Below are 26,610 nucleotides of genomic sequence, written 5' to 3' on the forward strand. Positions count from 1 at the left end.
AGCGTGCAAAGGGGACAGTCACTTTTGCACGCATCACATGAACTTCTTGAAGAGGTCCATGACCTCGTCTGTGACCTCGGTGTCGCCGGCCTGGATGTGCTCGACGACGCAGGTCTCCAGGTGGTCGCGCATGACCTCGCGCGAGATGGCCTTCACCGCGGACTCCACCGCCGCGAGCTGCGTGAGGACGTCTCCGCAGTAGCGGTCCTCCTCAACCATCGCCCGGATGCCGTTCAGCTGCCCGACGGCACGGTTGATGCGCCGCGTGACGCTCGCCTTGAGCTCCGGCGAGCGCGGCGTGTGCTTGAGCTCGCCGCAGTGCGGGCAGGCGCGCTGGTCGACGTCCTTATCGACGCTTCCCTCGGTCATGGCTTCCCTCCCTGTCAGATACCCCCTCGGGGTTTCCGTCTCGATGCACTCTATACCCCATGGGGGTACCTGTCAAACGGCAGATTGGCGATTGGTGGCGAATCGTCGCGAATCCGACGCCCGTGGCGAGGCCGACGCCCCGCCTCCATACGCCCGGGGCGAGAAGGACGCCGCCCGCCGATTGCGCCCGGCTCGCCGCAGGCCGGGCCGGCCCCGCCACCTGCGCCGTCAGCGACCGGTCAGCAGGCGGGCAGACAACGCCGCGACCAGGGCTGCTAGGCTCGTCTCCCACGGGAGAAGGGAGCTACGATGTACCGCAACTACGACGACTTCGACCTCGACTTCGGAAGCGGCTACGGATACGGCCTCGAGTGTGGCCGCGGGCGCGGCCCTGGGTACGACCGAACGTCCGAATCCGCACATGGCCGCAGGTCCGATACGCTGAACGCCCGCCTGGGTGACATCTTCACCCTCGTTCTGCTCTATCTGAATCCCGACTACGAGCTCTCTTGCTTCGACACCATCGTGTCGCCGCGCACCCACGCGTTCGGCTCGCTCCAGCGCCTCGCGGAATGCGGCCTCATCCACCGCCTCCCCGACGAGGCGAACGTCTCCCTCACCGGGGAGGGCATGCGGGAGGCACGGGGGATTCTCAAGTTTCTGCAGCTCGCCCTGGGGCCGCACATCGGGGCGAGCCTCGACGACATACGGGACGCGGAACCCGAGCTCCTCGCGCACGAGATCGTCGACGGCGCCGGCCCCCTCACGATGGACGAGATCGCCCGCGCCCTCTCAGGCAGGCCTGTCGCGGAATCGCCCGCGCCCCCAGACCCGACCATGCTTGCCGATCCGCCCGCGTCCTACCATCGCGCGACGGGCGACGAGAGGGCCTTCCTCCTCATGGTCCGCCTGCCCCTCGTGGCCGGCGGGCCCTACGGCAGGAGCTTCACGTGCTGGAGGAAGATTCTCGTACCGGCGGGCCTCACCTTCCTCGACCTGCACATCGTGATACAGCGCTGCTTCTGCTGGCTCGACACGCGCCCCTTCGGGTTCGAGCTCAGGCACGGGGGGAAGAACCACCTCATCGGGGAGCCCGAGGTCCTCGGCGAGGTCCCGAGGGTGGAGTCGCGCCGCCACGCGTTCCTGCACGAGGACGCCTCGGAGACGCGGCTGGGCGACCTGCTCGCCCGCGCGTGGGGAACGGTGACGTACTGCTATGGGCTCGGGGGCCTATGGCGCCACGATATCGAGGTCCTCGACGTCGCGGACGGCCTCGCCGCGGCGGGCCCCCAGCTGCTCGACGGCATCGGCGACGCTCCCGGCGACTGGATGCGCAGCGCCGACGAGCTCGTCGAGTTCACGGAGGGCCTCCTCCGGGACGAGCCGAGCCAGCTCAAGGCGCTCGCGGATGCGGGAGAGCGAGGCTTCGAGCCCTTCGAACTCCCGGGCGCGCGAAGGAGGCTCATGGGCTTCGAGGAGCACCGCGCGCGCTGGCAGGAGCGCCTCGACGCGAGGGGCGAGCCCCCGTCCCCTGACCCGGCCGCCTAAGGCGACCCCGCCCTCGGCCCGAGATCCCGCCCTCGCCGGGGAGCGCTCACGCGCCGAACGGCCAACTCTGCGGGCACGAGGGGCGGCGGATGTGCGATGCTGTGGTGAGCCGATTGGAGGCAGCCATGACACAGCACCTCGAGACCACGCGCCTGACCCTGCGGCCCTGGAGGGAGTCCGACGCCGACGCGCTCTTCCGCTACGCGCGCGACCCCGACGTGGGCCCGCGCGCCGGATGGGCCGCGCACGAGAGCGTCGAGGAGAGCCGCCGGGTGATCCGCGAGGTGCTCGCCATGCCGGAGAGCTACGCCATCGTGCTCAAGCGACGCGCGGGGGACCTGCCCGTGGGCGCGATCGCCCTCATGCTTGGCGCGGCATCCGACCTCGCGCGGTCGAGCCGGGAGGCGGAGCTGGGCTACTGGGTCGGCCGGCCCCTCTGGGGGCAGGGCATCGTGCCCGAGGCGGCTGCGGCCCTGCTCGAGCACGCCTTCCTAGACCTGCGCCTCGATGCGGTCTGGGCGAGCTACTACGAGGGCAACGAGCAGAGCCGGCGCGTGCAGGAGAAGCTCGGCTTCATCCCCGACCGCGTCATCGAGTCGCTGCCCCGGCCGCGCCTCGGCGACGCGGCGCGTGCCCACGTCAACGTGCTCAGCCGTGACCGCTGGGCCCACATGCGCCACGCGCACCGCGGCCTCATCGACGAGCAGCAGGCCGAGAAGCACGACATCGTGGGGAACCTGTCACTGGTGGCCCTCGTCCGCTCGGGAGGCCAGACCGGGGCGGACCGCGGCGCGCTCGACGCCGCCCGCGAGATGGGCGTCGCCCTGTGCGGCTGGTGCCCGGCGGGCGGCCTCGCGGAGGACCTCCCCGAGGCCCCCGGCCTGCTCGGCCCCTACCCCGAGCTCAGGGAGACGCCGAGCGCCGGGTACATCCAGCGCACGGCGTGGAACGTCCGCGACTCCCATGCGACCCTCATCGTGTCCCCGGGCGGCCTCGAGCCCAAGAGCGGCACCGAGGCCACGGTCGACTTCGCCCGCGCGTACGGGCGCCCCGTGCTCGTGATCGAGGGTCCGGGTGAGGTTGCGCGGGCGCGGACGTGGCTCGAGGGCATCGGCCGAGAGCTGACGCTCAACGTGGCGGGCCCCCGCGCCTCCAAGGTGCCCGAGGTCTACGAGGTCACGCGCGGGGTCGTCCGCGAGCTTCTCTCCTAGGCGACGCCCCCTCGAGAGGCCGGCGAGAAGAACGGCGAGAAGAACGGCGGGGGGTCAGGCGCCCCGCTCCGCGCGGCTCAGCGCGGCGCCGCATCCCGCGACGAGGGCGCTCGCGGCGGTGGCGGCGAGCGCGTCGGCGGAGGGCGAGAGAAGGAGCAGCCCGAGCCCCAGCGCCGCCCCGGCGCCACAGAGAAGGGCCGCAAGCGCGCCGAGCCTTCGCAGGTACGATGCGTTCCTGCCAAGCAATGCCTCAGCCATGCCCCTCAGCCTCCTCCTGCGGCAACCCCAATGCTGCCCTTACGATAGACGTGCCGCGTAACGCGCGCGTAAGCCGCGCGGCAGGAGACGGCAAGCTCGGCGGGAGCGGGGCGCAAGCGCTAAGCTCTTCTCGACATTCCGTCGAAAGGACCGCCATGAACGACTTCACGTTCCTCTGCCCCACCAAGTTCGTCTTTGGCCGGGGCGTCACCGACCGCGTGGGCGCGGAGCTCACGGCACTCGGCAGGCACCGCGCGCTCGTGGTCTACGGCCAGGGCTCGGTCGTGCGCACCGGGACGCTCGGCAGGGTGCTCGCCGCGCTCGACGCGGAGGGGATCGCCCACGAGGAGCTCTCCGGCGTCCGGCCCAACCCCGAGGTCGGCCTCGTGCGCGCGGGCGTCGAGCGAGCCCGCGACATCGGGGCGGACGTCATCCTCGCCGTCGGCGGCGGGTCGGTCATCGACACCGCCAAGGCAATCGCGCTCGGCGTCCCCTACCAGGGCGACGTCTGGGACCTCTTCTCGAGGGCAGCCGAGCCCGTCGCCGAGGGCAAGCCTCCCGTCGCCTGCGTCCTCACCATCCCCGCCGCCGGCTCCGAGGCCTCGGCGAGCTGCGTCATCACCAACGACGAGCTGCGCCTCAAGCGCGGGCTCTCGAGCGAGCTCCATCGCCCCGCCGTCTCCGTCATGGACCCCGAGCTCACCTTCACCCTCCCCTCCTACCAGACGGCCGCCGGGGTCACGGACATGATCGCCCACGTCATCGAGCGGTACTTCTCCTCGGCGGGGCCGGTCCCGGTGACCGACGGCATCGCGTGCGCGATTGTGCGCTCGCTCGTGGAGGAGGCGCCGCGCGCCCTCGCCGACCCCGCTGACTACGACGCCCGCGCCAACATCATGTGGGCGGGCATGCTCGCGCACAACGACATCGCCGGCCTCGGCAGGAACGCCGTCGCCGGCGGCCGCGCGGGAGGCTGGGAGAGCCACGCCCTCGAGCACGAGCTCTCCGCCCACGACGCGCGCATCACGCACGGCGCCGGGCTCGCCGTCATCGTGCCCGCCTGGATGCGCCACGTGTGGCGCGAGAACCCGGACCGCTTCCTCTCGTTCGGCCGCGACGTCTTTGGGATCGAGCCCGTCGACCCCGCCGAGGACGCCGTGGACGTGACGGCCGAGGAGGCCGTCGCCGACGCCGTGGGCGCGACGATCGACGAGCTGCAGGGCTTCTTCGTCTCCCTCGGCATGCCGAGGACGCTCTCGGAGCTCGGCGTCACGAGAGGGCAGATTCCGGCGCTCCTCGAGACCCTGGAGAAGAACAAGGGGCCCGTCTTCGGCGAGTTCAGACGCCTGACGATGGAAGATGCGCGGCAGATCTACGAGTCCGCGCTGTAGGCGAGAAGGACGACGCATGGCGGCCCTCCGTCCCGGCAAATGGGGCGGAGGGCCTTTTCCATGGCTTTGAGCTGCAACGATACGAATCCTTACAAAAACGACGCCCATGTCTGCAGAGACGGTGAAGGCCCTCCGCCCACAGGCGAGAAGGACGCGCCTGCCGATAGGTTCTGAAATCGATTGCCGTTGACGGCCGCCCTCACCTGCCCCGTCAGCAGCCCGTCAGAGGGCGGGAAGACAACGTCGCGAGGCCCCTTGGTACGCTCGCCCGGCCCATCGGAAATCGATTGAGAGGAGCCTGCATGGAGCAGTTCAGGACAGCCATCGGACGTCGTCGCGAGGGGGTGACGGGCGTCGCGAGGGTCGCAACCCTCGTCGCGGCGCTCCTTCTCCTGCTCTGCGTCGCGTGCGGGGCGGCGCCGCGGGAGGCGCTCGCCATCGGCGACGCCGTGACCGTGCGCAGCGTGACGTCACCCAGCAACGAGGACGGCTTTGACGCCGGCACCCACTACTTCGACGTCATGGACGGCACGGGCACCACCGTCGCCGTGGGGTACTGCATGAACCTCGGGCGCGTGAACCCGGAGACGCTCTCCTACGACGCGGGCTGGGAGTACGCCACGGGCGCGCTCGCCTACATCGCCTACCACGGCTTCCCGGGCACCAGCGTCATCGCCGGCCACCAGCTGAGCGAGCTCGGGGCGCGCACCGCCACGGCGCTCGCGGTGTACATGCAGCAGGGCTACATCGAGCCCGGCGTGGAGTGCTACGTCCCCGTGGGCGCCTGGGAGGGAGGCGGCGGCTACAGCTTCGCCGACCGCGGCCCCACCAGCGCCGAGGTCCGTCAGGCGGCGCTCGACCTCTACCTCGAGGCGCAGGCGCACGCCGGCGAGGACGGACCCTGGAACCACGCGGTCCGCGTCTACCACGCCCCGCGCGGCGACGTGCAGAACATGCTCGTGATCGAGCGCAGCGCCTCCGCGACGCTCGTCAAGCATGACGCCGAGAGCGGCGAGGCCCTGGCGGGCGCGGAGTTCGACGTCGTCGCGAGAGGGGACGTCGTCGCCCCCGACGGGACCGTCCAGGCAGCGGACGGCCAGGTCGTGGCGCATGTGAGCACGGGCGCCGACGGCGCGGCGCGCGTGGGCGGGCTGCCGCTCGGGTCGGGCACCGCCACCTACGCCTTCGTGGAGACGAAGGCGCCGGACGGCTACGTCCTCGACGGGACGCCCCATGAGTTCACGGTGTCGACGGGCGGCGAGCAGACCTCCGTCGTCACGGTGACCGTCGAGGCCACGAACGAGAAGAACTCGCTCGTCGTGACGAAGTCGGAGTTGGGAAGCGAGGACGCGACCCTCCCCGGGACCGAGTTCGCCTGGTGGAACGCCGCGGAAGGCGACGACCCCGCGGCGGCGGCGAGCGCCCGGACGCTTGTCGTGGGCGATGACGGGACCCTGAGGATCGAGGGGCTGGCCCCGGGAGACTGGCACCTCATGGAGACCAGGCCCGTCCCCGGGCACCTGCTCGACCAGACGGTGCGGACCGTCCACGTCGACGAGGCCGGGCTCGTGTCCGGGGACTGGCTCGCCGGGGGCGCCCATGCCAGCGCGAGGCTGGAGAACGACTACACCAAAGTCGACGTCTCCAAGCGCTCCGCGACCGGCGAGGACGAGGTGCCCGGGGCGACGCTCACCGTGCGCGACGGGGAGGGGAACCTCGTCGAGACGTGGGTCTCGGGAACCGAGCCGCACCGCATCGAGCGCCTCGAGCCGGGCACCTACACGCTGACGGAGGAGATGACGCCCCGGAACTACGACCGGGCGGAGACCGTCACCTTCACCGTCGAGGGGACAGGTGAGGTGCAGACCGTCGTCATGCGGGACGACCCCATCGAGGTGTCCGGGCAGATCGACAAGCGGCAGGAGATCGCCGACCCCGTCGCCGCGCGCACGGAGGCCAACGGCGACGGGGCCAACCGCGCCGCGCTCACCGTCTCCGACGACGGGTCGTACGAGTACGGGATCGACTTCAGGAGCACGAGCGCGACCTGGGCCGACGAGCTCACGATGACCGACCGGATCGACGCCGCGGCACGCGGCCTCGCCGTGCTCACGTCGATCGTCACCCCACGCGCGAGCGGGGACTACGACGGCCTCATGAACGTCTGGTACCAGACCAACCTCACCGACCCCGCCCGCGTTGACGAGAGCGGCGCCAACGCCACGCGCTCGGACGGGCATGAGAACCCCTGGCTCGAGGGCGAGGGAAGGCAGCTCGGCTACGAGGGATGGAGGCTCTGGCGCGCCGACGTGCCCGCCGACGAGGCGGTCGAGCTCGCGGTCTCCGAGCTCGGGCTTGACGAGGGCGAGGTCGTGACCGGCATCCGCCTCGAGTATGGGCGCGTCGAGGCGGGCTTCACCACCCGGACGGGCGACTGGGACCGAAATGGCCTCAAGGACGCGCACGATGACGTCGACGACCTCGCGGCATCTCATGACGATGGCCTCTCCCCCGCCGTCCTGCGCATGCGCGCCACGGAGTCCTACGTCGAGGGGACCTCGCTCGACAACGCCGCTCGCGTCGACCTCTACCGCAACGGAGGGGGCGAGGGGCTCGAGGCGCACGACGAGGACGCGGTGACGCAGACGGCCGCCACGGCGCCCGAGTCCCCGGAGGGCCTGCCCGGCACCGGCGAGGACGCGCTCCCCGCGCTGCTCGTCGTCCTTCTCGGCGCGAGCTGCGTCGCCGTGCCCCTGCTGCGCGGGCGCCATCAGCGAAGATAGATCCCGGCGCCCCGGCCTCCCGCGGCCGGGGCGCAACAAAACATTAGCAGTGCTAATATCTGAGGTGATTCTTCTCGGCCAAGAGGCGAGGCCTCGAGCGCGAGCTCACCCGCGCGGGATGGGTCAAGCTCGCGGGCAGGGGGTCCAAGCATGACAAGTTCCGAAAAGGGGAACGTGTCATCACCGTTCCCCGACACAGGGAGCTGCGAGACACGACCGCCCTCGGAATACTGCGCGAGGCGGGTCTGAGATGATCGGGGGCATGGCGTTGGTCTACGTCCAGGAGTTCGAGTTCGTGGAGGAGGAGGGGGCCGTCATCGCCCTTCCCTGCGGCCTTCCGGGAGCAACCGAGGGGGCGGACCTTGCCGACGCGGTGGGCATGGCCGCGGACTGGCTGTACGAGCACGTGATCTCCGACCTCGCTGCCGGACGCGCCCGGCAGCCCGCAAACGTGGGCAACGCGCCGGAACGGGGTGGCACCGTGATCGCCGTCGCCGTGAGGGCGGGCATCGAGGACGTCCCGGCCATCACTGCCGCCGAGGCGGCGCGCCGCCTCGGCGTGAGCACCGCCCGCGTGGCGCAGCTCTGCCGCGCGGGGGAGCTGGACTCCTGGCGCGTCGGCTCGGCGCGCATGGTCTCCATCGAGAGCGTCGAGTACCGTCTGGCGGCGCGCCCCCACGCCGGCAGGCCGCGAAGGGCGGCGCTCGCCTGACCTCCCCGAGCCAAGCCGCCGCGAGGGAGGGCCGACGTCCGCGGTCCCAGTTCTGTGCAATCGTTGATTATTCCTCCGAGCTGGCCGGGGACTGGGATAATGTCCTCGTTTGTGCCGTCGAGCAGAAGGAGCCCCATGGAGGACGTCTTCACCAACCTCATCAGCCAGTTCGGCTACATTGGCGTCTGGTTTCTCATCTTCTTCGAGAACGTGTTCCCGCCCATTCCGTCCGAGCTGATCTTGCCCCTCTCGGGCTTCTTCACCACGACGACCGACCTCACGCTCCCCGGCGTCATCATCGCCGCCACCATCGGCTCGATCACCGGAGCCTACATCCTCTACGGCGTCGGCCGCCTCCTCTCCCGCGAGCGCCTCATGACGTTCTTCGGCACGCGCCCGATGCGCCTTCTGGGCTTCAAGCCCGAGGACATCTCGAGCGCCGTCGACTGGTTCGACCGCAAGGGCCAGGCAACCGTGCTCATCTGCCGCTGCATCCCCGTCGTGCGCAGCCTCATCTCCATCCCCGCCGGAACCGCCAAGATGGGCGTCGTGCGCTTCTCGCTCTACACGCTCGTCGGATCTGCCGTCTGGAACAGCGTGCTCTGCTCGCTCGGCGCGGCTGCCGGCAGCGCCTGGGAGACGGTGACCGCCCAGGCGGAGTGGGTCTCCGACGTCGTCAAGTACGTGATCATCGCCATCGTCATCGTGGCCGTGATCTTCTGGGTCGTCAAGCGCATCATCCCCGCCCTGCGCGAGCATAAGGACAACGAGGGCCAGCAGGAGTAGCCCCCGCACCCCGCACGCACCACCGACCTGGGCGGCTCCCGGACGCTCCCGCGAGGGCAGTCCGGGAGCCGCCCTCTTCGTCCGTCCCGTCCTCCCGCCCGGATACATGCCCTTGCGTCGCCCCTCTCCGGCCTTAAAATGAACGTGTTCATAAACGCCCGGCGAGAAGGGCGCTCATGCCCAAGATCATCGAGAACCTGCGGGAGCGCGTCCTCAAGGCCGCGCGCGAGACCCTCGTCACCGAGGGCTACCAGGCCCTCTCCATGCGCTCCCTCGCCCGACGCGCGGGCGTCGCCCCCGGCACCCTCTACAACTACTTCCGCGACAAGGAGGAGATCGTCGCCACGCTCGCGCTCGCCGACTGGCAGGGCGCGCTCGCGCGCATGGGCGCCGCCGCGGCCCGCGCGAGCGACCTCGAGCGCGGCCTCGCCGCCCTCTGTGACGAGCTCAATTCCTTCTCGGACGCATACCGCCCCACCTGGGAGCAGTACGAGGGCGGGCGCGCCGCAGGCTACCTCGCTCGCCATCACCGCATGCTCCGCGAGCAGGTCGCCCGCCCCGTCCGCACCGTGCTCGAGCGCTCGGGGCGCGCCGACCTCGCGCCCCTCGCGGACGTGCTCGCCGAGGTCCTTCTCGCCTGCTCGGTCAACGCTGACCTCGGCACCGCATCCATCGGCAAGCTGGCGGCCGCCCTCGCGGCGGGCGCCCCGCACACAGAAGGAGGACAAGAATCGTGAGCAGCTTCAAGGACCTGAGGATCGTCGACAACTTCTACCAGACGTCGGCCTTCTTCCCCATGCCGACGGTGTGCATCTCCACGATGAACCCCGACGGCTCCCTCAACATCGGCTCGTACTCGCTGTGCTTCCCGTACTACATCGCCGGCAAGGACCGCTACGCGATGCTCCTGGAGTGCCGCAACACGTCCAACACCTGCGCCAACCTGCTCCGCACGCACAAGTGCGCCCTGAACTTCATCCCCGACGACCGCGAGAGCTTCAAGGAGGCCGTGCGCCTGGGGTTCCCCGGGCCCTCCGCAGAGAAGATGGGCGACCTCAAGTTCGAGATGGAGCCCGGCCAGGCCGACCCCGCAGACCCGCTGCGCCCGCCCGTGATCAAGAGCGCGTTCCAGGTCTTCGAGTGCACCTGGGCCGCCAAGCTTGAGGGCGCGGACAAGTTCCGCGTGGAGGACATCGACGACGGCCACCCCGGCCCCTACAACGACTTCAACGGCATCACGTCCAAGTACGGCGCGCACTTCATCCTTCACATCGACAAGATCCTCATGAAGGAGCGCTACTACGACGCCATCGTGAACGGCGTCAACAAGACGAGCTTCCCGCCTGTGCCCGTGGACTACGGCTACCGCGACTCCACCAACTTCTGGTACACGCGCTTCCCCAAGCTCGCCAGGCCCATCGCCGAGCCCGTCCCCGCGCCCAAGGAGGTGGACATCGAGTCCATCCGCTACGCGGCCAACCGCGCGGACGACACGGTCAAGTTCACCGACGAGGCGCTCAGGAACTTCGTCAAGGTGCCGCGCCCGTTCCTCAAGACCGTCCTCAACGGCTGCGTGGCCTGGGCCAAGGAGAACGGCGTCACGCTCATCACCGACGAGCACGTCAAGATCATCAACGACAAGCGCCGTGCCGAGAAGGACAAGCGCTGATGGGCGCCAGGGGGACGGAGCGGCGGCAGCCCCTCCGTCCCCCTGGCACGCGTGCAGCTTACGCCGCCCATCCGACCGCTTGTGACAGGTCGGCCGCCCTTCTCGCCCCGCGCGTCTACGCTAATGGCGTGAGGGCGAGCGCCAATCGTGTCTGCAGACGCGCCAATCGTGTCAGTGCGCCCGGGGAAGGGCTCGGCCTCAATATATTTGAGATGATGCCGAGCCTGTCGAAGGGGAGAGACATGAAACACGAGGACATCATCAGGAAGCTCTCGCTCGCCGAGAAGTGCGCGCTGCTCCAGGGCGGCACCACCTTCGGGAGCTGGCCCAACGAGCGTGCCGGCATCCCGGCCATCGAGTTCTCGGACGGCCCCTCGGGCGTCCGCCACCAGGCCGGCGCGGCCGACCACCTCGGCCTCAACGGCTCCGAGCCGGCCACGTGCTTCCCCACCGCCGTGACGATGGCCAACACGTGGGACACCGAGCTCGAGGAGCGCGTCGGCGCCGCGATGGGCCAGGAGGCCGCCGTCCAGAAGGTGGGGACGCTGCTCGCCCCCGGCCTCTGCATCAAGCGCAACCCGCTCTGCGGCCGCAACTTCGAGTACTTCTCGGAGGACCCGCTCGTCTCCGGCAAGATGGCCGCCGCCTTCGTCCGGGGCGTCCAGTCCAACGGCATCGGCGCCTGCCCCAAGCACTACGCCGTCAACAGCCAGGAGGCGCGCCGCCAGGCGTCCGACTCCGTCCTCGACGAGCGCACCCTGCGCGAGATCTACCTCGCCGGCTTTGAGACCGTGGTCCGCGAGGCCGACCCCATGACCATCATGAGCTCGTACAACCTCGTGAACGGCGTCTACGCCAACGAGAACGAGCACCTGCTCCAGGAGATCCTGCGCGACGAGTGGGGCTTCGACGGCTCCGTCGTCACCGACTGGGGCGGCTCCAACGACCACGCCGCCGGCGTGGCGGCGGGCTCGACCTTCGAGATGCCGGCCCCGGGCCTCGGCTCCACCCGCGAGCTCATCGCCGCCGTCGAGGCGGGCACCATCTCCGAGGCCGACGTCGACGCCCGCGTGGACGAGGTCATCGACCTCGCGCTCAAGGTGACCCCGGCCGTCGAGGCGGCGCCGGCATCCTTCGACGTCGACGCGCACCACGCGCTCGCCCGCGAGGCCGCCGCGGCCGGCTGCGTCCTGCTCAAGAACGACGGCCCCATCCTGCCGCTCCCCGCGCACGCCAAGGTCGCGCTCATCGGCGACTTCGCCAAGACCCCGCGCTACCAGGGCGCCGGCTCCTCCGCCGTCAACTGCACCAAGGTCGACAGCCTGTTCGACCTCATCGGCGAGACCGACCTCGACCTCGTGGGCTACGAGCCCGGCTTCGAGCGCCACGGCGGCGAGAACGCCTCCAAGCGCGCCGCGGCGCTCGACCTCGCGCGCCACGCCGACGTCATCCTGCTGTGCCTCGGCCTCGACGAGATCGCCGAGTCCGAGGGCGCCGAGCGCCTCACCATGCGCCTGAACGAGAACCAGGTCGAGCTCGCCCACGCCGTGGCCGAGGTCAACCCCAACGTCATCGTCCTGCTCTCCGCCGGCTCCTGCGTGGAGACCGACTGGGTCCAGGACGCACGCGCCGTGCTCTACTGCGCGCTCGGCGGCCAGGCGGGCGCGGGCGCCGCGCTCGACGTGGTCACCGGAGCCGTCTGCCCCTCGGGCAAGCTCGCCGAGACCTGGCCGGTGCGCCTCGAGGACGTCCCCTCCTCCGCCAACTTCCCCTCCGAGGAGAAGAGCGCCGAGTACCGCGAGGGCCTCTACGTGGGCTATCGCTACTTCGACACCGCCAAGGTGCCGGTGGCCTTCCCCTTCGGCTTCGGCCTCTCGTACACCTCCTTCGCCTACTCGGGCCTCAAGGCCACGGCGGACGCGGTGAGCTTCACCGTCACCAACACCGGCGCCGTGGCCGGCGCCGAGGTGGCCCAGCTCTACGTGGCCAAGCCCGACCACGAGGTCTTCCGCCCGGAGCAGGAGCTTAGGGGCTTCGCCAAGGTCGAGCTCGCCCCCGGCGAGTCCAAGGTCGTCACCATCCCGCTCACCGAGCGCGCCTTCAGCTACTTCAACGTCAAGACGAACCGCTGGGAGGTCGAGGCGGGCACCTACGAGCTGCGCGTGGCCGCCGCCTCCGACGACGTCCGCCTCACCGCCGAGGTCGAGCTCGCCGGCACCGGCGCCCCCAACCCGTACGCCGGCGTCGACGTGGCACCCTACGAGTCCGCCGACGTGCTCCGCGTGGACGACGCGCACTTCGCCGCCCTCCTCGGCCACGCCATCCCGAGCAACGAGGCCAAGATCGAGCGCAACATGTGCTTCCGCGACCTCAACCACGGCCGCTCCCTCATCTTCTGGGTCGTGTGGCTCGTCCTGCGCGCCCTGAAGAACGCCGCCGACAAGTCCGGCCACCCCAACCTCAACGTCCTCTTCATCTGGAACATGCCGCTGCGCGCCCTCGCCAAGATGACCAACGGCATGGTGGACATGGGCCTCGTCGACGCGCTCGTCCGCGAGGTCAAGGGCTACGGCTGGGCGGGCATCGTCCTTCTCGCCCTCTCGATCGCCCTCGGCTGGGGCGTCGGCTTGGGCATCCTGCTCTGGCTGCTGTGGGTGCTCGCGCCCATCCTCTTCGCCTTCGTCATGAACCTCGTGCGCAACAACGCGCTCGCCAAGCAGATCGCCGACGCCTCGCGCGCCCGCTAGCCCCCGTCAACGACCGTCAGAACGTCACAGAAAGGACCCGCCATGAGCTTCAAGACTTGGACCGAGGAGCACCAGGGAATCTGGGAGTTCATCAAGTTCAACATCCTGTCGAACGTCTCCACCATCTCCCGCTTCGTCTTCACGTGGATCGGCACCGCCATCTTCATCAACGCGATGCAGATGACCCAGCCCTTCCAGTTCCTCATCTTCAACTACACCGAGCCGAGCTCCAACGGCCTGGGCGGCTTCATCACCTTCCTCATCGCCGAGGTCGTGGCGCAGGTCGTCAACTTCTTCGTCCAGATGAAGTGGGTCTTCAAGTCCGATGCCTCCTTCAAGGACGCCGCCTGGAAGTACGCCATCCTCGCCGTGATCATCGTCGTGGTGAACCTCATCCTCCCCGGCTACGTGATGAGCTTCTGCCAGACCACCTTCGGCTGGGACGCCGGCCTCTCCGGCACCGTGGCCTCCGTCGTGAACACGCTGCTCGCCGTTGTCGTGAGCTTCCCGCTCCTCAAGTTCTGGATCATGCCGAGCAAGTAGTCCCCAAGGGACACGGCCTTCCTCCTGGCGCCCCGACCACCCCGAGGTCGGGGCGCTCTTCTGTGCCGGGGCGCCGCGGGCCGGCGCGACACGATGGCGAAGCCGCCCTTGCACCATCGCGGACGCTCCGCACCGCGGGTTCTTCTCACCCGAGGGATAACGTGTGCAAAAGTGCCTGTCCCTTTTGCACGCTTTTGCACGACGCCCCTCCCCCGCTGGCTCCGCCCGTATGTGTGTTTTGCCAGATGTCACCATCAACTAACTTTTCTCAGCTCCATCAAGTTCTCATATCTGGTAGTTTGAAGAGTGCCGTTATCCCGCGGCGGGCGCAACGCGCCCAACCTCAGATAAAGGAGCGTGAGCAGTGAGTCAGCAGGAGGCCTGGGCCGGCTTTGTCGGCGGCAACTGGGAGCACGAGATCGACGTCCGTGACTTCATCCAGAAGAACTACACCCCCTACGACGGCGACGAGTCCTTCCTCGCCGACCCCACGGAGAACACCACCAAGCTCTGGGACGAGGTCATGGGCCTCTTCGCCAAGGAGCGCGAGGCGGGCGGCGTCCTCGACATGGACACCGACCTCGTCTCCACGATCATCTCGCACCCCGCGGGCTACATCGACCAGCCCCTCGAGAAGATCGTCGGCCTGCAGACCGAGAAGCCGCTCAAGCGCGCCCTCATGGTCAACGGCGGCATCCGCATGGCCGTGGCCGCCTGCAAGCAGAACGGCTACGAGGTCGACCCGGAGATCGTGAACATCTACACGAACTACCGCAAGACCCACAACGCCGGCGTCTTTGACGCCTACACCCCCGAGATGCGCGCCTGCCGCCACAGCCACATCATCACCGGCCTGCCCGACGCCTACGGCCGCGGCCGCATCATCGGCGACTACCGCCGCGTCGCCCTCTACGGCGTCGACCGCCTCATCGAGGAGAAGAAGGCCGAGCACGCCGGCACCCAGAAGACCATGAACGAGGCCACGATCCGCCACCGCGAGGAGCTCGCGGAGCAGATCCGCGCCCTCCAGGAGCTGGGGCAGCTCGGCAAGATCTACGGCTTCGACATCTCCAAGCCGGCCAAGAACTTCCAGGAGGCCGTCCAGTGGCTCTACTTCGGATACCTCGCCGCGGTCAAGGAGCAGAACGGCGCCGCCATGTCCATCGGCCGCAACTCCACGTTCCTCGACATCTACGCCGAGCGTGACCTCAAGGCCGGCGTCATCACCGAGGCCGAGGCCCAGGAGATCATCGACCACCTCGTCATGAAGCTCCGCATGGTCAAGTTCGCCCGCACCCCCGAGTACAACGAGCTCTTCTCCGGCGACCCGCAGTGGGTCACCGAGTCCCTCGGCGGCATGGGCGTCGACGGCCGCTCCATGGTCACCAAGACCGCCTTCCGCTACCTCCACACCCTCGAGAACATGGGCACCAGCCCCGAGCCCAACCTCACGGTGCTCTGGTCCACGCGCCTGCCCGAGGCCTTCAAGCGCTACTGCGCCAAGATCTCCATCACCACGAGCTCCATCCAGTACGAGAACGACGACCTCATGCGCGTCTACCACGGCGACGACTACGCGATCGCCTGCTGCGTGTCCTCCATGCGCATCGGCAAGGAGATGCAGTTCTTCGGCGCCCGCGCCAACCTCGCCAAGTGCCTCCTCTACGCCATCAACGGCGGCCGCGACGAGAAGACCGGCGAGCAGGTCGGCCCGAAGTTCCGTCCGGTCGAGGGCGACTACCTCGACTACGACGACGTGGTCTCCAAGTTCCGCGACATGATGCAGTGGCTCGCCGAGGTCTACGTCAACGCGCTGAACATCATCCACTACATGCACGACAAGTACTGCTACGAGCGCCTGCAGATGGCCCTGCACGACGAGCACGTCCACCGCTGGTTCGCCACGGGCATCGCCGGCCTGTCCGTCGTGGCCGACTCCCTCTCCGCGATCAAGTACGCCAAGGTCAAGGTCATCCGCGACGAGACCGGCCTGGTCACCGACTACGAGGTCGAGGGCGAGTTCCCCAAGTACGGCAACGACGACGACCGCGTGGACCAGCTCGCCCACGACGTGGTCGAGGTCTTCATGAAGTACGTCCGCGAGACCGACACCTACCGCAACTCCGTCCCGACGACCTCGATCCTCACGATCACCTCGAACGTCGTCTACGGCAACGCCACCGGCAACACGCCCGACGGCCGCCGCGCCGGCGAGCCCTTCGCCCCGGGCGCGAACCCCATGCACCGTCGTGACACCCACGGCGCCGTGGCGTCGCTCGCCTCCGTCGCCAAGCTCCCGTTCAAGGACGCCCAGGACGGCATCTCCAACACGTTCTCCATCGTGCCGAACGCCCTCGGCAAGGGCGACGCCGTCATGTTCGACGAGCTCGACCTCGACGCCCTCGGCGTGGACATCCAGATCGAGAACCCCGCCCCCGACTGCGGCTGCTGCTAGCCACCTGCGCATCGGGGACAGCCCCGACGCGCGGAGCCGTTCGGGCGGATTCGATAAATGTCACTGACTTGGTGACACTTATCGGGTACACTGTGGTTACAGGAGGGTCGCCCCGCTCCGGGGCGACCCGTACGAGAAAGGATTCCATCATGAGCGCAACCTCTTCCGCCGAGCAGGTCGACAACCTCGTCAGCATGATCGATGGCTACGTCGAGGAGGGCGGCCACCACCTCAACGTCAACGTCTTCACCAAGGAGACCCTGCTTGACGCCCAGGCCCACCCCGAGAAGTACCCGCAGCTGACCATCCGCGTCTCCGGCTACGCGGTGAAGTTCAACTCCCTCACCAAGAAGCAGCAGGACGACGTCATCTCCCGTACCTTCCACGAGGCGATGTAAGGTCAACATGACCTGTTAGGCCAACGGCCCGGGCAATTGCTCCGCAAAGTGCTTCGCGCTCCGCGCTCAGGAACTTTGCTTCGCAATTGCCCGGGCCGTTCGCTCTATCATGGTTGTAATACGTGTCCGGGTGGAAGGTGCGGATGTGAGCGATCGAACCGACGGGATGAGCGAGAAGAACCTTGCGGTCGTGGGGAGGCTGCACTCCATCGAGTCCTTCGGGACCGTCGACGGTCCCGGGACGCGGCTCGTGGTGTTCTGCCAGGGCTGCCCCATGCGCTGCCAGTACTGCCACAACCCTGACACCTGGGAGTTCGGTCGCGCCGGCGGCACCGGCCCCGGCACCGACGTCACCGTGGCGGAGGTGCTCGAGCGATTCGAGCGCAACCGCCCCTTCTACAAGTCGGGCGGCATCACCGTCACGGGCGGGGAGCCCATGGCCCAGCCGGACTTCGTGGCCGCCCTCTTCGAGGAGGCCCACAGGGCCCCTGCCGGGCGCATCCACACCTGCCTGGACACCTCTGCCGCCACCTTCTCCGCGGAGCACGCAGAGCGCTTCTCGCGGCTTCTCGATGCCACCGACATGGTTCTTCTCGACATCAAGACCTCAGACCCCGTCCTGCACGAGTCGCTCTGCGGCATGTCTGCGAGCCACGCCCTCGAGCTGGGCGGCGAGCTCGCGCGGCGCGGCATACCCACGCTCATCCGCCACGTCATCGTCCCCGGCCTCACGGACTCCGAGGAGGAGTGCGCCGACGTGGGCCGCATCATCGGAGACTGGGACAACGTCGTGGGGCTCGACTTCCTCCCCTACCACACGTTGGGAAAGACGAAGTACGAGAAGCTCGGCATCCCCTACCCGCTCGAGGGCGTGAAGGCCATGGAGGCCGCGCGCGCCAAGGAGCTGCGCGAGGTTGCGCTGCGCGCCTTCGCGCGACGCCGCTCGGAGCGCCGGGGAGAGCGGCGACCCGAGCGGCGGGACTAGCCTCGGAAGTTACGCGGCGGGCTCGAGCGTGGCCGCATGAGCGGCCTCCCCGGAAATCGGGTCGCCCGTCGTCCCCGAGACCTCCACGCTCACGACCTCGGAGGTGCCGACCAGGCGCGTGAACGTGTAGTTCGAAGAGCCGTCGTCGAGCAGGTTGGCGGTGTAGTAGCCCATGGTCATGGCCTTGTCTTCGGACACGACCACATACGTGCTGCCGTCCGCGAGGTGCAGCGCAACCTCGTCCACGCTGGAGTCCCCCGCCTCCTTCCATGACGGGTCCACGTGGATGCTGAAGGGGCTCACCGTGACGACGCTCCCGTCCTCGGCGACAAACTCGCGCGCGCCCACGACCTTGCTCGGGATGAAGACGTCCGACTGCGCGTCGCAGTTCTCAAAGTCAGCGGACACGTTCCCCTCCTCGTCGACTGCCCCCGTGTGCCACGAAAGCGACCACGAGACCCCGGAGAGCACGTTGTCGAGATTCCCAAAGGCCGAGAAGTACACGGTCCCCCTGGCGAGCGTGTCCGTGGACAGCTCCTGATCGTAGATCCATTTGTAGTCGAGCAGCGTCGAGGTGCCCTCTCCGGTCGCAGACATGCCGAGCGCGTCAAGGGGGGCGTCGTCGTCGGGCACGAGCTCCCCCGGAAGGCCGTACTCCGGGTTGTTTCTGATGCCCTCCGGATTCTCCAGCGTGAAGCTCGCGACGCCGCACCCGTTCTCGTCCACGAGCATGTCCTCGATGGTGAGGGTATAGCCATTGCCCGTGACGGAGAGCCCCACGTGCTCGACGGAGGCCGCCAGGTCGTCGGACACGGCCCCAGGGTCGAGCGTGCCAAGCTCCAAGCTGAAGTCATTGCCCGCGTAGCTCCACTCCACGCGCTCGCCCATCCCGTGGTCTCCCCAGGCGGAGAAGATGTCGCCGCCGGACACGGCATACGCCACCCCTCCTGTGACGAGCACGCCCGCCATCGCCGCGCCCATCACTGCGGCCGCAGGCAGCGGCCCCCTGCGGGAGCGTCGGCGCCCCGCCTGTGCCCGCTCCATCACGCGCTCGTACGTGTCTTCGGACGCATGCATGTGCTCCATCGCCTCATGCAGCTCATTCTTCCTCATCGCACGACCTCCATCTCCCTATTGGAAATGTCATCAGCTTCCAGCATCTTCCGCAGACGACCGCGCGCCCGGGCGAGCCTCGTGCGCACCGTCGCGGCGGGCACGTGCAGCATGCTCGCGACCTCGCCGGTCGAGAAGCCCGCATAGTAGTGAAGCACCAGCGGAACGCGGTACTTCTCGGGCAGACGCATCACGCTCGTGAGCAGCTCGACGTGCTCGCGGCTCGGCATCTCGAGCGTGTTCGCGTATCCCTCGATGTCCTCAACGCGCCGCCATGGCCGCCGGAAGAGCGACCGGCACTCGTTGACGCACACCCGGACGAGCCAGTTGCGCAGGTGGGCGTCGCTTGCAAAGTCGTCATCGTGCCGTAGGAGCTTGACGAGCACGTCCTGCGTCACGTCATCTGCGTCCGCCGCATCGCGCAGGTAGGTGTACGCGACGCGGAACACGAGGTCGCGGTTCTTCTCGACGGCTCGTCGGAACTCATCGTCCTGCACGCCCCCTCCTCTCTCTTGTGTGCCATTGGAAAGGCGCCTATCAGTAATACTCGCGAGGGGGCGGAAATGTTTCAGCACGCAAAAAGGGCGGGCCCGAAGACCCGCCCCGTCAGAAGCTCGCGCTCTCACGCCTATGCGCGCTCCGCGATCTCCCTCACCAGGCGCTCGGTCTTCTCCCAGCCAAGGCAGGCGTCGGTGATGGACTTGCCGTAGACGGTCCCGCCCACCGGCTGGTTGCCGTCCTCGAGGTAGGACTCCACCATGAAGCCGCGCACGAGGCGGCGAATCTCGGGCGCGCGGTGCATGGAGTCGAGCACCTCGTGGCAGATGCGAATCTGCTCGAGGGGGCGCTTGCCCGAGTTGTCGTGGTTGCAGTCGATGATTGCCGCCGGGTTGGAGAACTTGTCGGCAGTGTACTTCTCGGCCAGGCGCTCGAGGTACTCGTAGTGGTAGTTGGGGTAGTTGATGCCGTCGAGGCCCACGTAGCCGCGCAGCACGGCATGGGCGAGCGGGTTGCCCGTGGTGTTGACCTCCCAGTTGCGGAAGATGAAGGTCTGGCGCTGCTGCGCGGCGTAGATGGAGTTGAGCATGACGTCGGTGGAGCCGCCGGTGGGGTTCTTCATGCCCACCGGCATGGGGACGCCCGAGGCCACGAGACGGTGCTCCTGGTTCTCCACGGAGCGCGCGCCCACCGCGATGTAGGCGAGGAGGTCGATGAGGTACTGGTAGTTGGTGGGATAGAGCATCTCGTCGGCGGTGAACAGGCCCGTCTCCTCGACCACGCGCACGTGCATGCGGCGGATGGCCTTGACGCCCTCGAGCAGGTCGTCGCCGGACTCGGGGTCGGGGTTGTGGAGCAGTCCCTTGTAGCCGATGCCCTTGGTGCGCGGCTTGTTGGTGTAGACGCGCGGGATGACGAGGATGCGGTCCTCGACCGACTCGGAGAGCTTGGCCAGGCGGACGGCGTAGTCCAGCACCGAGTCCTCGCGGTCCGCCGAGCACGGGCCGATGATGAGCAGCAGGCGCTCGTCCTCGCCGCGCAGGATCGCGGAGACCGCCGCGTCGAAGCCCGCCTTTCGCTCGGCCATCTCGGACGAGAGCGGCATCTCGGCGCGGATGTCCTTGGGGATGGGCAGAAGGCGCTTGAACTTCATCGACATGCAGGCTTCCTCTCACGATTGGGCGAACGCCAACGAATTATTGCGCTCGTGCGCCCCTGAGGCAACGCGTGGCGCGACTTCGTTACACAATGATGCCCTTCGCGCAGCGTCGTTCGGACTCCCCAAAGATGCAATCAGGGGGATAGTGCGAAGAAATGCCGCTGATCCCTGCAATCACCGGGATAGTGCGAAGCCCTTTCCCGCATGGGTCGCGTATCGCGCCTCTCACGAGCAGGGAATATATTCAATCTAATTAGATGCTACTCGGCAAGAGGGGCATTTGAGGCCAAAAACGCTTCGCACTATCCCGGTGATTGCAGACGAGCGCGCCGTTTTTTCACACTATCCGCCCAACTGCACGCGAGGGGCCGACTCGGCCTCGCGAGACGCTACCATGAACCCGGAACAAACCCGTCCCCCGAGGAGGCACCATGCCCTGCACCACCATTCTCATCGGCAAGAGGGCGAGCTACGACGGCTCCACGATCGTGGCCCGCAACGAGGACTCCCCCAACGGCGAGTTCTCCCCCAAGCGCTTTGTCTCCCGTCCCGCGCCCAAGGCCGGAGACGTCTACAAGAGCGTGATATCGCACCTGGAGATCGAGCTTCCCGAGGGCGGCGTCCGCTACACCGCCGTCCCCAACGCCGACCTCAAGGAGGGCCTCTGGGAGGAGGCCGGCTTCAGCGCCCGCAACGTGGGGATGAGCGCAACCGAGACCCTCACCTCCAACGAGCGCGTGCTCGCCGCAGACCCGCTCGTGCGCTACGACAAGGACGCCGGCACGCCCGGCGGCATCGGCGAGGAGGACATGGTCACGCTCGTCCTCCCCTACATGACGAGCGCCCGCGACGGCGTGCTGCGCATGGGGGCGCTGCTCGAGCGATACGGCACCTACGAGATGAACGGCATCGCGTTCTCTGACGCGGACGAGATCTGGTGGATGGAGACCGTGGGCGGCCACCACTGGATCGCCCGCCGCGTGCCGGACGACTGCTACGTCACGATGCCCAACCAGCTCGGCATCGACGACTTCGACCTCGAGGATGCCTGCGGGCGACAGGAGGAGCACCTCTGCTCCGCCGACCTGCGCGAGTGGATGGCGGCCAACCACCTGGACCTGACGATCGGCGTTGCGGCCGGGCACTTCAACCCGCGCGATGCCTTCGGCAGCCACTCCGACTCCGACCACGTCTACAACACGCCGCGCGCCTGGGCCATCCAGCGCGCCCTCAACCCGCACGCCGGCCCCTGGGACACCGCGGCGCCCGCGGCCGACTTCGGTCCCGAGAGCGACACCATCCCCTGGTGCCGCGAGCCCGAGCGCAAGCTCACCGTCGAGGACGTGAAGTACGTGCTCTCGCTCCACTACCAGGGCACGCCATACGACCCCTACGCCGGCGGCGAGAAGGCCGGCCTCTACCGCCCCATCGGCATCAACCGCAACAGCCAGCTTGCCGTGCTGCAGCTGCGCCCCTACGTGGCTCCGGAGCGAGCCGCGCTGCAGTGGATCGCCTACGGGTCCAACGCCTTCAACGCGCTCGTGCCGCTCTATGCCAACGTCGACGAGACTCCGGCCTACCTCGAGGACACCACCACGCGCGTGACCAGCGAGAACTTCTACTGGGCCAACCGCATCGTCGGGGCGCTCGCCGACGCCGCCTATGGGCCGTGCCTTCCTCACGTGGAGCGCTACCAGGAGGCGCTCACCTCACGCTGCGCCGCGCTCGTGCGCGCGTGCGACGCCGAGGGCGGCAGCCTCGCGGACTGCAACCAGGCCATCGCCGACGAGTGCCGCCGGCAGACCGAGGCCCTTCTCGACAAGGTCCTCTTCGAGGCGAGCATGCACATGAGAAACGGCTTCTCCCGCAGCGACAACTAGCCGGCGGGCCCTCGCAAAGACAAGGGGCGGGGCGAGAAGGACCAGCGTCAGGTCCTTCTCGCCCCGCCTTTTGCTACGTCAGGAGACGCCCCGGGGCTACTCCATCACGCGGATGGCGTGGTAGCCCTCGTGGACCGCGGTGAGGATCTTGCGCGGCGCCACGGCGTCGCCCACCACGGACAGGTCGTCGACGAGGCCCTCGAGCTGGTCCTCGAGCTCGTTGTTGGAGCGATAGCCCGCCGCGATGATCACGGTGTCGGCCGGGACGCTCACGGTCTGCCCGTCCTTCTCGTAGACGACGGCGTCATCGGTGACCTGCGTCACCTTGGCGCCGCACGCCTTGTTGACGCCGCGCTCCTCGAGCATCGCCTTGAGCGCCTGATCGTTGTTCAGGCAGTGTCCGGCCGTGAGCAGGACGTCATCGAGCATCTCGACGATGGTCACGTTCTCGGCCTTCTCGGCCATGAACGCCGCGGTCTCGCAGCCCACGAGGCCTCCGCCGATGACCACGACGTCCTTGCCGGGCTCGCGCGTCCCCAGCAGGTAGCCGTCGGAGACCTCGGCGCGCTCGATGCCCGGGATGGGCGGCACGACGGAGTGGGAGCCGCAGGCCAGGACGACCTTGTCGGCGCCGTAGGCCGCGATCTCGGCCGCGCTGGCGTCCTTGTTGTAGACCACGCGCACGCCGAGCTTGTTGACCTGCGTCTTCATGTAGTCGATGAGGCGCAGCACGTCGTGCTTGAACGTGGGCGAGCCGGCGGCCCAGAGGTTGCCGCCGAGCCGCGAGCTCCTCTCCCAGAGCTCGACGTCGTAGCCGCGCTCGGCCGCGGCGATGGCGGCCTCCATGCCGCCGGGGCCGCCGCCGACCACGAGGACGCTGCGCATGTCGTCGAGGTCCTCGACGGGGGCGGGCAGCGCGTAGTCGCGCTCGGCGTAGCACTGCGGGTTCACGGCGCAGTAGTAGTGCTTGCCGGAGAAGCCGGCCAGCAGGCACTCGTTGCAGCCGATGCAGGGGCGGATGTCGTCGACGCGGCCCTCGCGGACCTTGTTGGCCCATGCCGGGTCGGCGAGCGTCTGGTGCGCCAGCACCACGTAGTCGAGGGTGCCGTCCTCAACGGCGGCCTCGGCGCGGGCCGGGTCGAAGAGCTTGCCCTGGCCGAAGACCGGCACCTTCACGGCGTCCTTGATGGCGCGGACCACGCGCAGCTGGTGGCCCTCGGGCGCGTAGACGGTGGAGATGGCCTTGTACCACGCCTCGTAGCAGCCCACGTCAACGTGGAGCGCGTCCACGCCGGCGCCCTCGAGGATCTTGGCCATCTCGACGCCCTCGTCAAGCTCGCGGCCGCCGGGCACGCCGTGGTACGGCGTGAACTTCACCTGGACGGGGAAGCCCGCCGGGACGTTCTTCTTGATCGCGTCGATGCACTCGAGCGTGAAGCGCATGCGGTTCTCGAGCGAGCCGCCGTACTCGTCCGTGCGGTCGTTCCACATCGTGGACTGGAACTGGTCGAGCAGGTAGCCGCCGTAGGCGTGCAGCTCGAGCGCGTCGGCGCCGGCAGCCACGGCCAGCGAGGCGGAGTAGCCCACGCGCTCCACCAGGTAGGCGATGTCCTCCTTGGCGAAGGGCTTGCAGATGAGGCTCGGGAACCAGAACGAGGAGCACGCGCCCGCGGAGTACGGCGGCGTGAAGGGGTCAGTGAACTGCTGGCGGCCGAGGCCCGGGGAAAGCTGCACGCACACCTTGGCGCCCCAGTGGTGGCAGCGGTCGACGAGCATGTTCAGGCGCTCCACGTGGTGGAAGTTGCTGAGCTCGGTGCAGGGGCGCGGCTCGTACTTGGTGGAGACCACGTTGGCGCCGGTGATGATGAGGCCGCAGCCGCCCTTGGCGCGCTCCTCGAAGTAGTAGACGCCATCCATGGTGTAGGCGCCGTCCGCCTCACCGGTCGTGCCCATCGGGCCCATGACGATGCGGTTCTTGAGCCGCATGCTCCCGATCTGGGTCTTCTCGAACAGCCTGTTTGCCATGCGTTCCTCTCGCTTTCCCCTCGGTATTACCACGGTAACGCCTTTCGTTACCCGAGTTAAAGTTACACCCCGCGGGGCGAGGGGGACGTGGCGAGGGCCGCTTTTCGGCGGGCGTCGCGTTTCGCGCCGCAGCCGTCTTCTCGAGGGCGACCGCGGACGGCCACGGTGTAAAGTAGGTCGAACGACCCGCCGCGTGACCGGCCCCCACGACGCGAGGAAGACGCATGAACCGCACCATCATCTCCGCCCAGGCGCTCCGGCTCTTCCAGGAGCGCGGCTACGAGAACGTGACCGTCCAGGACATCTGCGACGCGTGCGAGATAACCAAGCCCACCTTCTATCGCTACGTGCCCTCCAAGGAGGAGCTCGTTCTGGAGGTCTACGACGACATCACGATCCGCCTCTCGCAGCGGCTGCTCGCCGTGGCGGGCTCGGGCAACTACTGGGAGCAGCTCGTCACGTGCTTTGACACCCTCTACCAGGAGAGCTCCAAGCTGGGGGCGGGCCTTTTCAGCCAGGCCATGATCGCCAACCTGCAGGAGGATCGCCACACCTTTGACATGCGCCCCTACCTCACCGAGGTCGCGGTGGACATCATCCGCCACGCCCAGGAGGCCGGCCAGGTGCGCAACCCCGCGCCCGCCGAGCGGCTCTACGAGGCCGCGTCGCACATGTTCAGCGGCTACGAGCTCCTCTGGTGCATCCGGCGCGGTGCCACCGACTGGCGCGAGGACCTTCTCGCCAGCCTCGAGGCGATCTTCGAGGTCCCCGAGGAGTGGCGCGTGAGATAGCCCTGGCGCGCTTCCTGCCCGCGCGCCCTTCTCGCAAGCGCGTCCTTCTCGCCGGCACCCCCCTCGCCGAAACAGAGCCAATCGACAAAAACGTGCCCTCGGGGACGTCATTTTGCCGATTGGCTCTGTCTGGGCGCCGGGGCATGCCCGGACGCCCGCTACGCCGCCACGAGCTCCGTCGCCAGCACCCTCCACCCGCCAAGCTGCATCAGCTCCGCGCGCCTAGTCGTGAACGGAGCCGGGACCGCCGGGTCGCCCGATTGCCTCGGAACGCCGAACGAGTCGAGCAGCGAGCCGAGAAGGGCGGGGTCGCGCGCCACATCGTAGCCAAATCGCACGACCGCGGGGCGAAGCGCCGAGAGGTGAGACTCGCGCAGGCGCTCGTCCTGCAGCACCCGTACCGCGCTGCGGCCACCCATGAGCTCGGGACGCTCGGTCTTCTGCCTGCCGTCCATCTCTCCGATGATGACGGACCCATCAGGAAGCAGCCAGAGGAAGTCGACGCGGAACCACGTTCCCGGCTCAACGGGATCCTCAATCCACACCTGCAGCTCAGGAGGCTCAAATCCGGCTTCGAGCATCGTCCAGCGGGCGATTGACTCCCCTCCGCTCTCGGCACGCGCGTCGGCGAGGGCGGCGACGCGCACCGCCCCGCGCACCCCGCGTCGGCCACGGTGCGCCGAGCGCAGGTAGTCGACGACCTGGCGTGCAGACGCCTGGCTCAGCCGGAGCGCTCGATCAGCGATTGCCAGCGCGTCAGGAGGAGGAAACGCCACGAGACAGTCGAAGACGGTCCTCCAGAACGACGTCACAGGAAGACCTTGGGCGAGTGCGGGACCCTCGGGATCGCTCACACAGCGTCGGATGACGCCCGGAACGGACTTGTCATGTGAGCCCCGCCCCGCCGCCACCCACACGTGCGTGAGCAGCCCCCACGTCACCGGAAGGCCATATGCGACCGCGGCCGACGCCCCGCAGAAGCGCCAGCCCGGATGGCGCGCGGCAAGTCCCCGCATGAGCCAGAGCGACCGCTCCGCAGGGTTAAGCCGCCTCCAGGTCCCTCTGCGGACGAACTGTCCGGCAAGCGGCTGCACCAGCTCGAGCCCGCGGCGCAGGAGCGCCTTGCGGCCCTTCTCGTCCGACGGCACCAGGGGGCTCTCCCCGCGCTCCGCCGCGTCCAGCAGCGCATCAATTCGTCGTCTCACTGCCTCGCCCATCGCCCCTCCCTCGTCCAGGCAACCGGACCTCCATTGTTCCTCCGGACGAGGGAACATCCGCGACTCGACAAA

The 26,610-nt window shown here is 68.6% G+C and carries 22 protein-coding genes and 1 pseudogene; 16 read left to right on the forward strand and 7 right to left on the reverse strand.

Going from position 1 to position 26,610, the window contains the following annotated elements:
- Positions 1-33: 33 nt before the first annotated feature.
- A complete protein-coding gene (locus ACULPM_RS00540) occupies positions 34-369 on the reverse strand; it encodes a metal-sensing transcriptional repressor (protein ID WP_445330876.1) in 336 nt (111 codons plus the stop codon).
- Between the two features lie 309 nt (positions 370-678).
- Here ACULPM_RS00540 and ACULPM_RS00545 point away from each other — a divergent pair, with 309 nt between their 5' ends.
- Together ACULPM_RS00545 and ACULPM_RS00550 are read left to right on the forward strand one after the other, a co-directional pair.
- Positions 679-1,917: an IS1096 element passenger TnpR family protein gene (locus ACULPM_RS00545; RefSeq protein WP_445330877.1), complete on the forward strand. Its 1,239-nt coding sequence runs from the start codon at positions 679-681 to the stop codon at positions 1,915-1,917.
- A 125-nt stretch (positions 1,918-2,042) separates the two neighbouring features.
- Positions 2,043-3,128 carry a GNAT family N-acetyltransferase gene (locus ACULPM_RS00550; protein ID WP_206109009.1) on the forward strand — a complete coding sequence of 362 codons (1,086 nt, stop codon included), beginning with the start codon at positions 2,043-2,045 and terminating at the stop codon, positions 3,126-3,128.
- A gap of 54 nt (positions 3,129-3,182) precedes the next feature.
- Here the strand turns inward: ACULPM_RS00550 and ACULPM_RS00555 are convergent, their stop codons facing one another.
- On the reverse strand, positions 3,183-3,386 hold the full coding sequence (locus ACULPM_RS00555) for a hypothetical protein (protein ID WP_167930119.1): 204 nt from the start codon (positions 3,384-3,386) through the stop codon (positions 3,183-3,185).
- A 155-nt stretch (positions 3,387-3,541) separates the two neighbouring features.
- Here ACULPM_RS00555 and ACULPM_RS00560 point away from each other — a divergent pair, with 155 nt between their 5' ends.
- From ACULPM_RS00560 to pflA, 12 genes and pseudogenes are all read left to right on the forward strand, one after another.
- The gene (locus ACULPM_RS00560) at positions 3,542-4,777 is read left to right on the forward strand and encodes an iron-containing alcohol dehydrogenase (protein ID WP_167930120.1); all 1,236 of its coding nucleotides are present in this window, start codon (positions 3,542-3,544) and stop codon (positions 4,775-4,777) included.
- A 302-nt stretch (positions 4,778-5,079) separates the two neighbouring features.
- Positions 5,080-7,560, forward strand: a complete 2,481-nt coding sequence (locus ACULPM_RS00565) for a SpaA isopeptide-forming pilin-related protein (RefSeq protein WP_445332302.1) — start codon at positions 5,080-5,082, stop codon at positions 7,558-7,560.
- A gap of 104 nt (positions 7,561-7,664) precedes the next feature.
- A pseudogene (locus ACULPM_RS00570) lies at positions 7,665-7,814 on the forward strand (type II toxin-antitoxin system HicA family toxin); the annotation flags it as partial.
- Positions 7,811-8,272: a helix-turn-helix domain-containing protein gene (locus ACULPM_RS00575; protein WP_445332303.1), complete on the forward strand. Its 462-nt coding sequence runs from the start codon at positions 7,811-7,813 to the stop codon at positions 8,270-8,272. The pseudogene ACULPM_RS00570 and the gene ACULPM_RS00575, both read left to right, overlap by 4 nt.
- Positions 8,273-8,407: 135 nt before the next feature.
- The gene (locus tag ACULPM_RS00580) at positions 8,408-9,058 is read left to right on the forward strand and encodes a DedA family protein (RefSeq protein ID WP_445330879.1); all 651 of its coding nucleotides are present in this window, start codon (positions 8,408-8,410) and stop codon (positions 9,056-9,058) included.
- Between the two features lie 176 nt (positions 9,059-9,234).
- Positions 9,235-9,795 carry a TetR/AcrR family transcriptional regulator gene (locus ACULPM_RS00585; protein WP_445330880.1) on the forward strand — a complete coding sequence of 187 codons (561 nt, stop codon included), beginning with the start codon at positions 9,235-9,237 and terminating at the stop codon, positions 9,793-9,795.
- Positions 9,792-10,727 (forward strand): hypothetical protein, encoded by a 936-nt coding sequence (locus ACULPM_RS00590; RefSeq protein ID WP_445330881.1) that lies wholly within the window; start codon positions 9,792-9,794, stop codon positions 10,725-10,727. The genes ACULPM_RS00585 and ACULPM_RS00590 overlap by 4 nt, the downstream gene beginning before the upstream one ends.
- Positions 10,728-10,969: 242 nt before the next feature.
- Complete coding sequence (locus ACULPM_RS00595) at positions 10,970-13,474, forward strand: glycoside hydrolase family 3 C-terminal domain-containing protein (protein ID WP_167930126.1); 2,505 nt, start codon at positions 10,970-10,972, stop codon at positions 13,472-13,474.
- A 42-nt stretch (positions 13,475-13,516) separates the two neighbouring features.
- Positions 13,517-14,017 (forward strand): GtrA family protein, encoded by a 501-nt coding sequence (locus ACULPM_RS00600; RefSeq protein WP_167930127.1) that lies wholly within the window; start codon positions 13,517-13,519, stop codon positions 14,015-14,017.
- Positions 14,018-14,381: 364 nt separating this feature from the next.
- Complete coding sequence (pflB, locus tag ACULPM_RS00605; RefSeq protein ID WP_167930128.1) at positions 14,382-16,472, forward strand: formate C-acetyltransferase; 2,091 nt, start codon at positions 14,382-14,384, stop codon at positions 16,470-16,472.
- Between the two features lie 149 nt (positions 16,473-16,621).
- Positions 16,622-16,870, forward strand: a complete 249-nt coding sequence (gene grcA3, locus ACULPM_RS00610) for an autonomous glycyl radical cofactor GrcA3 (protein WP_167930129.1) — start codon at positions 16,622-16,624, stop codon at positions 16,868-16,870.
- Between the two features lie 166 nt (positions 16,871-17,036).
- Positions 17,037-17,855, forward strand: coding sequence for a pyruvate formate-lyase-activating protein (pflA, locus tag ACULPM_RS00615; protein ID WP_167930231.1), 819 nt, complete (start codon positions 17,037-17,039; stop codon positions 17,853-17,855).
- Between the two features lie 9 nt (positions 17,856-17,864).
- On the opposite strand, the gene ACULPM_RS00620 is transcribed toward pflA, so the two are convergent.
- The 3 genes from ACULPM_RS00620 to ACULPM_RS00630 form a co-directional block, all read right to left on the reverse strand.
- A complete protein-coding gene (locus ACULPM_RS00620) occupies positions 17,865-18,968 on the reverse strand; it encodes a DUF4179 domain-containing protein (RefSeq protein WP_167930130.1) in 1,104 nt (367 codons plus the stop codon).
- A complete protein-coding gene (locus tag ACULPM_RS00625) occupies positions 18,965-19,465 on the reverse strand; it encodes an RNA polymerase sigma factor (protein ID WP_167930131.1) in 501 nt (166 codons plus the stop codon). Before ACULPM_RS00625 ends, ACULPM_RS00620 begins: the two co-directional genes overlap by 4 nt.
- A gap of 131 nt (positions 19,466-19,596) precedes the next feature.
- Entirely contained in the window at positions 19,597-20,625 is a 1,029-nt protein-coding gene (locus tag ACULPM_RS00630) for a 3-deoxy-7-phosphoheptulonate synthase (protein WP_445330882.1), read from the reverse strand.
- A 431-nt stretch (positions 20,626-21,056) separates the two neighbouring features.
- Between ACULPM_RS00630 and ACULPM_RS00635 the strand changes: the two genes are divergently transcribed.
- A complete protein-coding gene (locus ACULPM_RS00635) occupies positions 21,057-22,505 on the forward strand; it encodes a C69 family dipeptidase (protein WP_445330883.1) in 1,449 nt (482 codons plus the stop codon).
- Positions 22,506-22,601: 96 nt separating this feature from the next.
- Here the strand turns inward: ACULPM_RS00635 and ACULPM_RS00640 are convergent, their stop codons facing one another.
- Entirely contained in the window at positions 22,602-24,530 is a 1,929-nt protein-coding gene (locus ACULPM_RS00640; RefSeq protein ID WP_445330884.1) for an oxidoreductase, read from the reverse strand.
- A gap of 224 nt (positions 24,531-24,754) precedes the next feature.
- Here ACULPM_RS00640 and ACULPM_RS00645 point away from each other — a divergent pair, with 224 nt between their 5' ends.
- Positions 24,755-25,321, forward strand: a complete 567-nt coding sequence (locus ACULPM_RS00645) for a TetR/AcrR family transcriptional regulator (RefSeq protein ID WP_445330885.1) — start codon at positions 24,755-24,757, stop codon at positions 25,319-25,321.
- Between the two features lie 158 nt (positions 25,322-25,479).
- Here the strand turns inward: ACULPM_RS00645 and ACULPM_RS00650 are convergent, their stop codons facing one another.
- A complete protein-coding gene (locus tag ACULPM_RS00650) occupies positions 25,480-26,538 on the reverse strand; it encodes a hypothetical protein (protein WP_445330886.1) in 1,059 nt (352 codons plus the stop codon).
- Positions 26,539-26,610 lie beyond the last annotated feature (72 nt).

The organism is Thermophilibacter sp. ZX-H3 (genome assembly GCF_052599055.1).

What these genes read in the sequence shown, in the direction of transcription:
- grcA3 (WP_167930129.1), top strand. Translation starts at nt 16,622, where the DNA reads ATGAGCGCAACCTCTTCCGCCGAGCAGGTCGACAACCTCGTCAGCATG.
- ACULPM_RS00575 (WP_445332303.1), top strand. Translation starts at nt 7,811, where the DNA reads ATGATCGGGGGCATGGCGTTGGTCTACGTCCAGGAGTTCGAGTTCGTG.
- ACULPM_RS00580 (WP_445330879.1), top strand. Translation starts at nt 8,408, where the DNA reads ATGGAGGACGTCTTCACCAACCTCATCAGCCAGTTCGGCTACATTGGC.
- ACULPM_RS00650 (WP_445330886.1), bottom strand. Translation starts at nt 26,538, where the DNA reads ATGGGCGAGGCAGTGAGACGACGAATTGATGCGCTGCTGGACGCGGCG.
- ACULPM_RS00555 (WP_167930119.1), bottom strand. Translation starts at nt 3,386, where the DNA reads ATGGCTGAGGCATTGCTTGGCAGGAACGCATCGTACCTGCGAAGGCTC.
- ACULPM_RS00545 (WP_445330877.1), top strand. Translation starts at nt 679, where the DNA reads ATGTACCGCAACTACGACGACTTCGACCTCGACTTCGGAAGCGGCTAC.
- ACULPM_RS00560 (WP_167930120.1), top strand. Translation starts at nt 3,542, where the DNA reads ATGAACGACTTCACGTTCCTCTGCCCCACCAAGTTCGTCTTTGGCCGG.
- ACULPM_RS00540 (WP_445330876.1), bottom strand. Translation starts at nt 369, where the DNA reads ATGACCGAGGGAAGCGTCGATAAGGACGTCGACCAGCGCGCCTGCCCG.
- ACULPM_RS00640 (WP_445330884.1), bottom strand. Translation starts at nt 24,530, where the DNA reads ATGGCAAACAGGCTGTTCGAGAAGACCCAGATCGGGAGCATGCGGCTC.
- ACULPM_RS00630 (WP_445330882.1), bottom strand. Translation starts at nt 20,625, where the DNA reads ATGTCGATGAAGTTCAAGCGCCTTCTGCCCATCCCCAAGGACATCCGC.
- ACULPM_RS00635 (WP_445330883.1), top strand. Translation starts at nt 21,057, where the DNA reads ATGCCCTGCACCACCATTCTCATCGGCAAGAGGGCGAGCTACGACGGC.
- ACULPM_RS00645 (WP_445330885.1), top strand. Translation starts at nt 24,755, where the DNA reads ATGAACCGCACCATCATCTCCGCCCAGGCGCTCCGGCTCTTCCAGGAG.
- pflA (WP_167930231.1), top strand. Translation starts at nt 17,037, where the DNA reads ATGAGCGAGAAGAACCTTGCGGTCGTGGGGAGGCTGCACTCCATCGAG.
- ACULPM_RS00550 (WP_206109009.1), top strand. Translation starts at nt 2,043, where the DNA reads ATGACACAGCACCTCGAGACCACGCGCCTGACCCTGCGGCCCTGGAGG.
- ACULPM_RS00595 (WP_167930126.1), top strand. Translation starts at nt 10,970, where the DNA reads ATGAAACACGAGGACATCATCAGGAAGCTCTCGCTCGCCGAGAAGTGC.
- ACULPM_RS00565 (WP_445332302.1), top strand. Translation starts at nt 5,080, where the DNA reads ATGGAGCAGTTCAGGACAGCCATCGGACGTCGTCGCGAGGGGGTGACG.
- ACULPM_RS00600 (WP_167930127.1), top strand. Translation starts at nt 13,517, where the DNA reads ATGAGCTTCAAGACTTGGACCGAGGAGCACCAGGGAATCTGGGAGTTC.
- ACULPM_RS00585 (WP_445330880.1), top strand. Translation starts at nt 9,235, where the DNA reads ATGCCCAAGATCATCGAGAACCTGCGGGAGCGCGTCCTCAAGGCCGCG.
- ACULPM_RS00620 (WP_167930130.1), bottom strand. Translation starts at nt 18,968, where the DNA reads ATGAGGAAGAATGAGCTGCATGAGGCGATGGAGCACATGCATGCGTCC.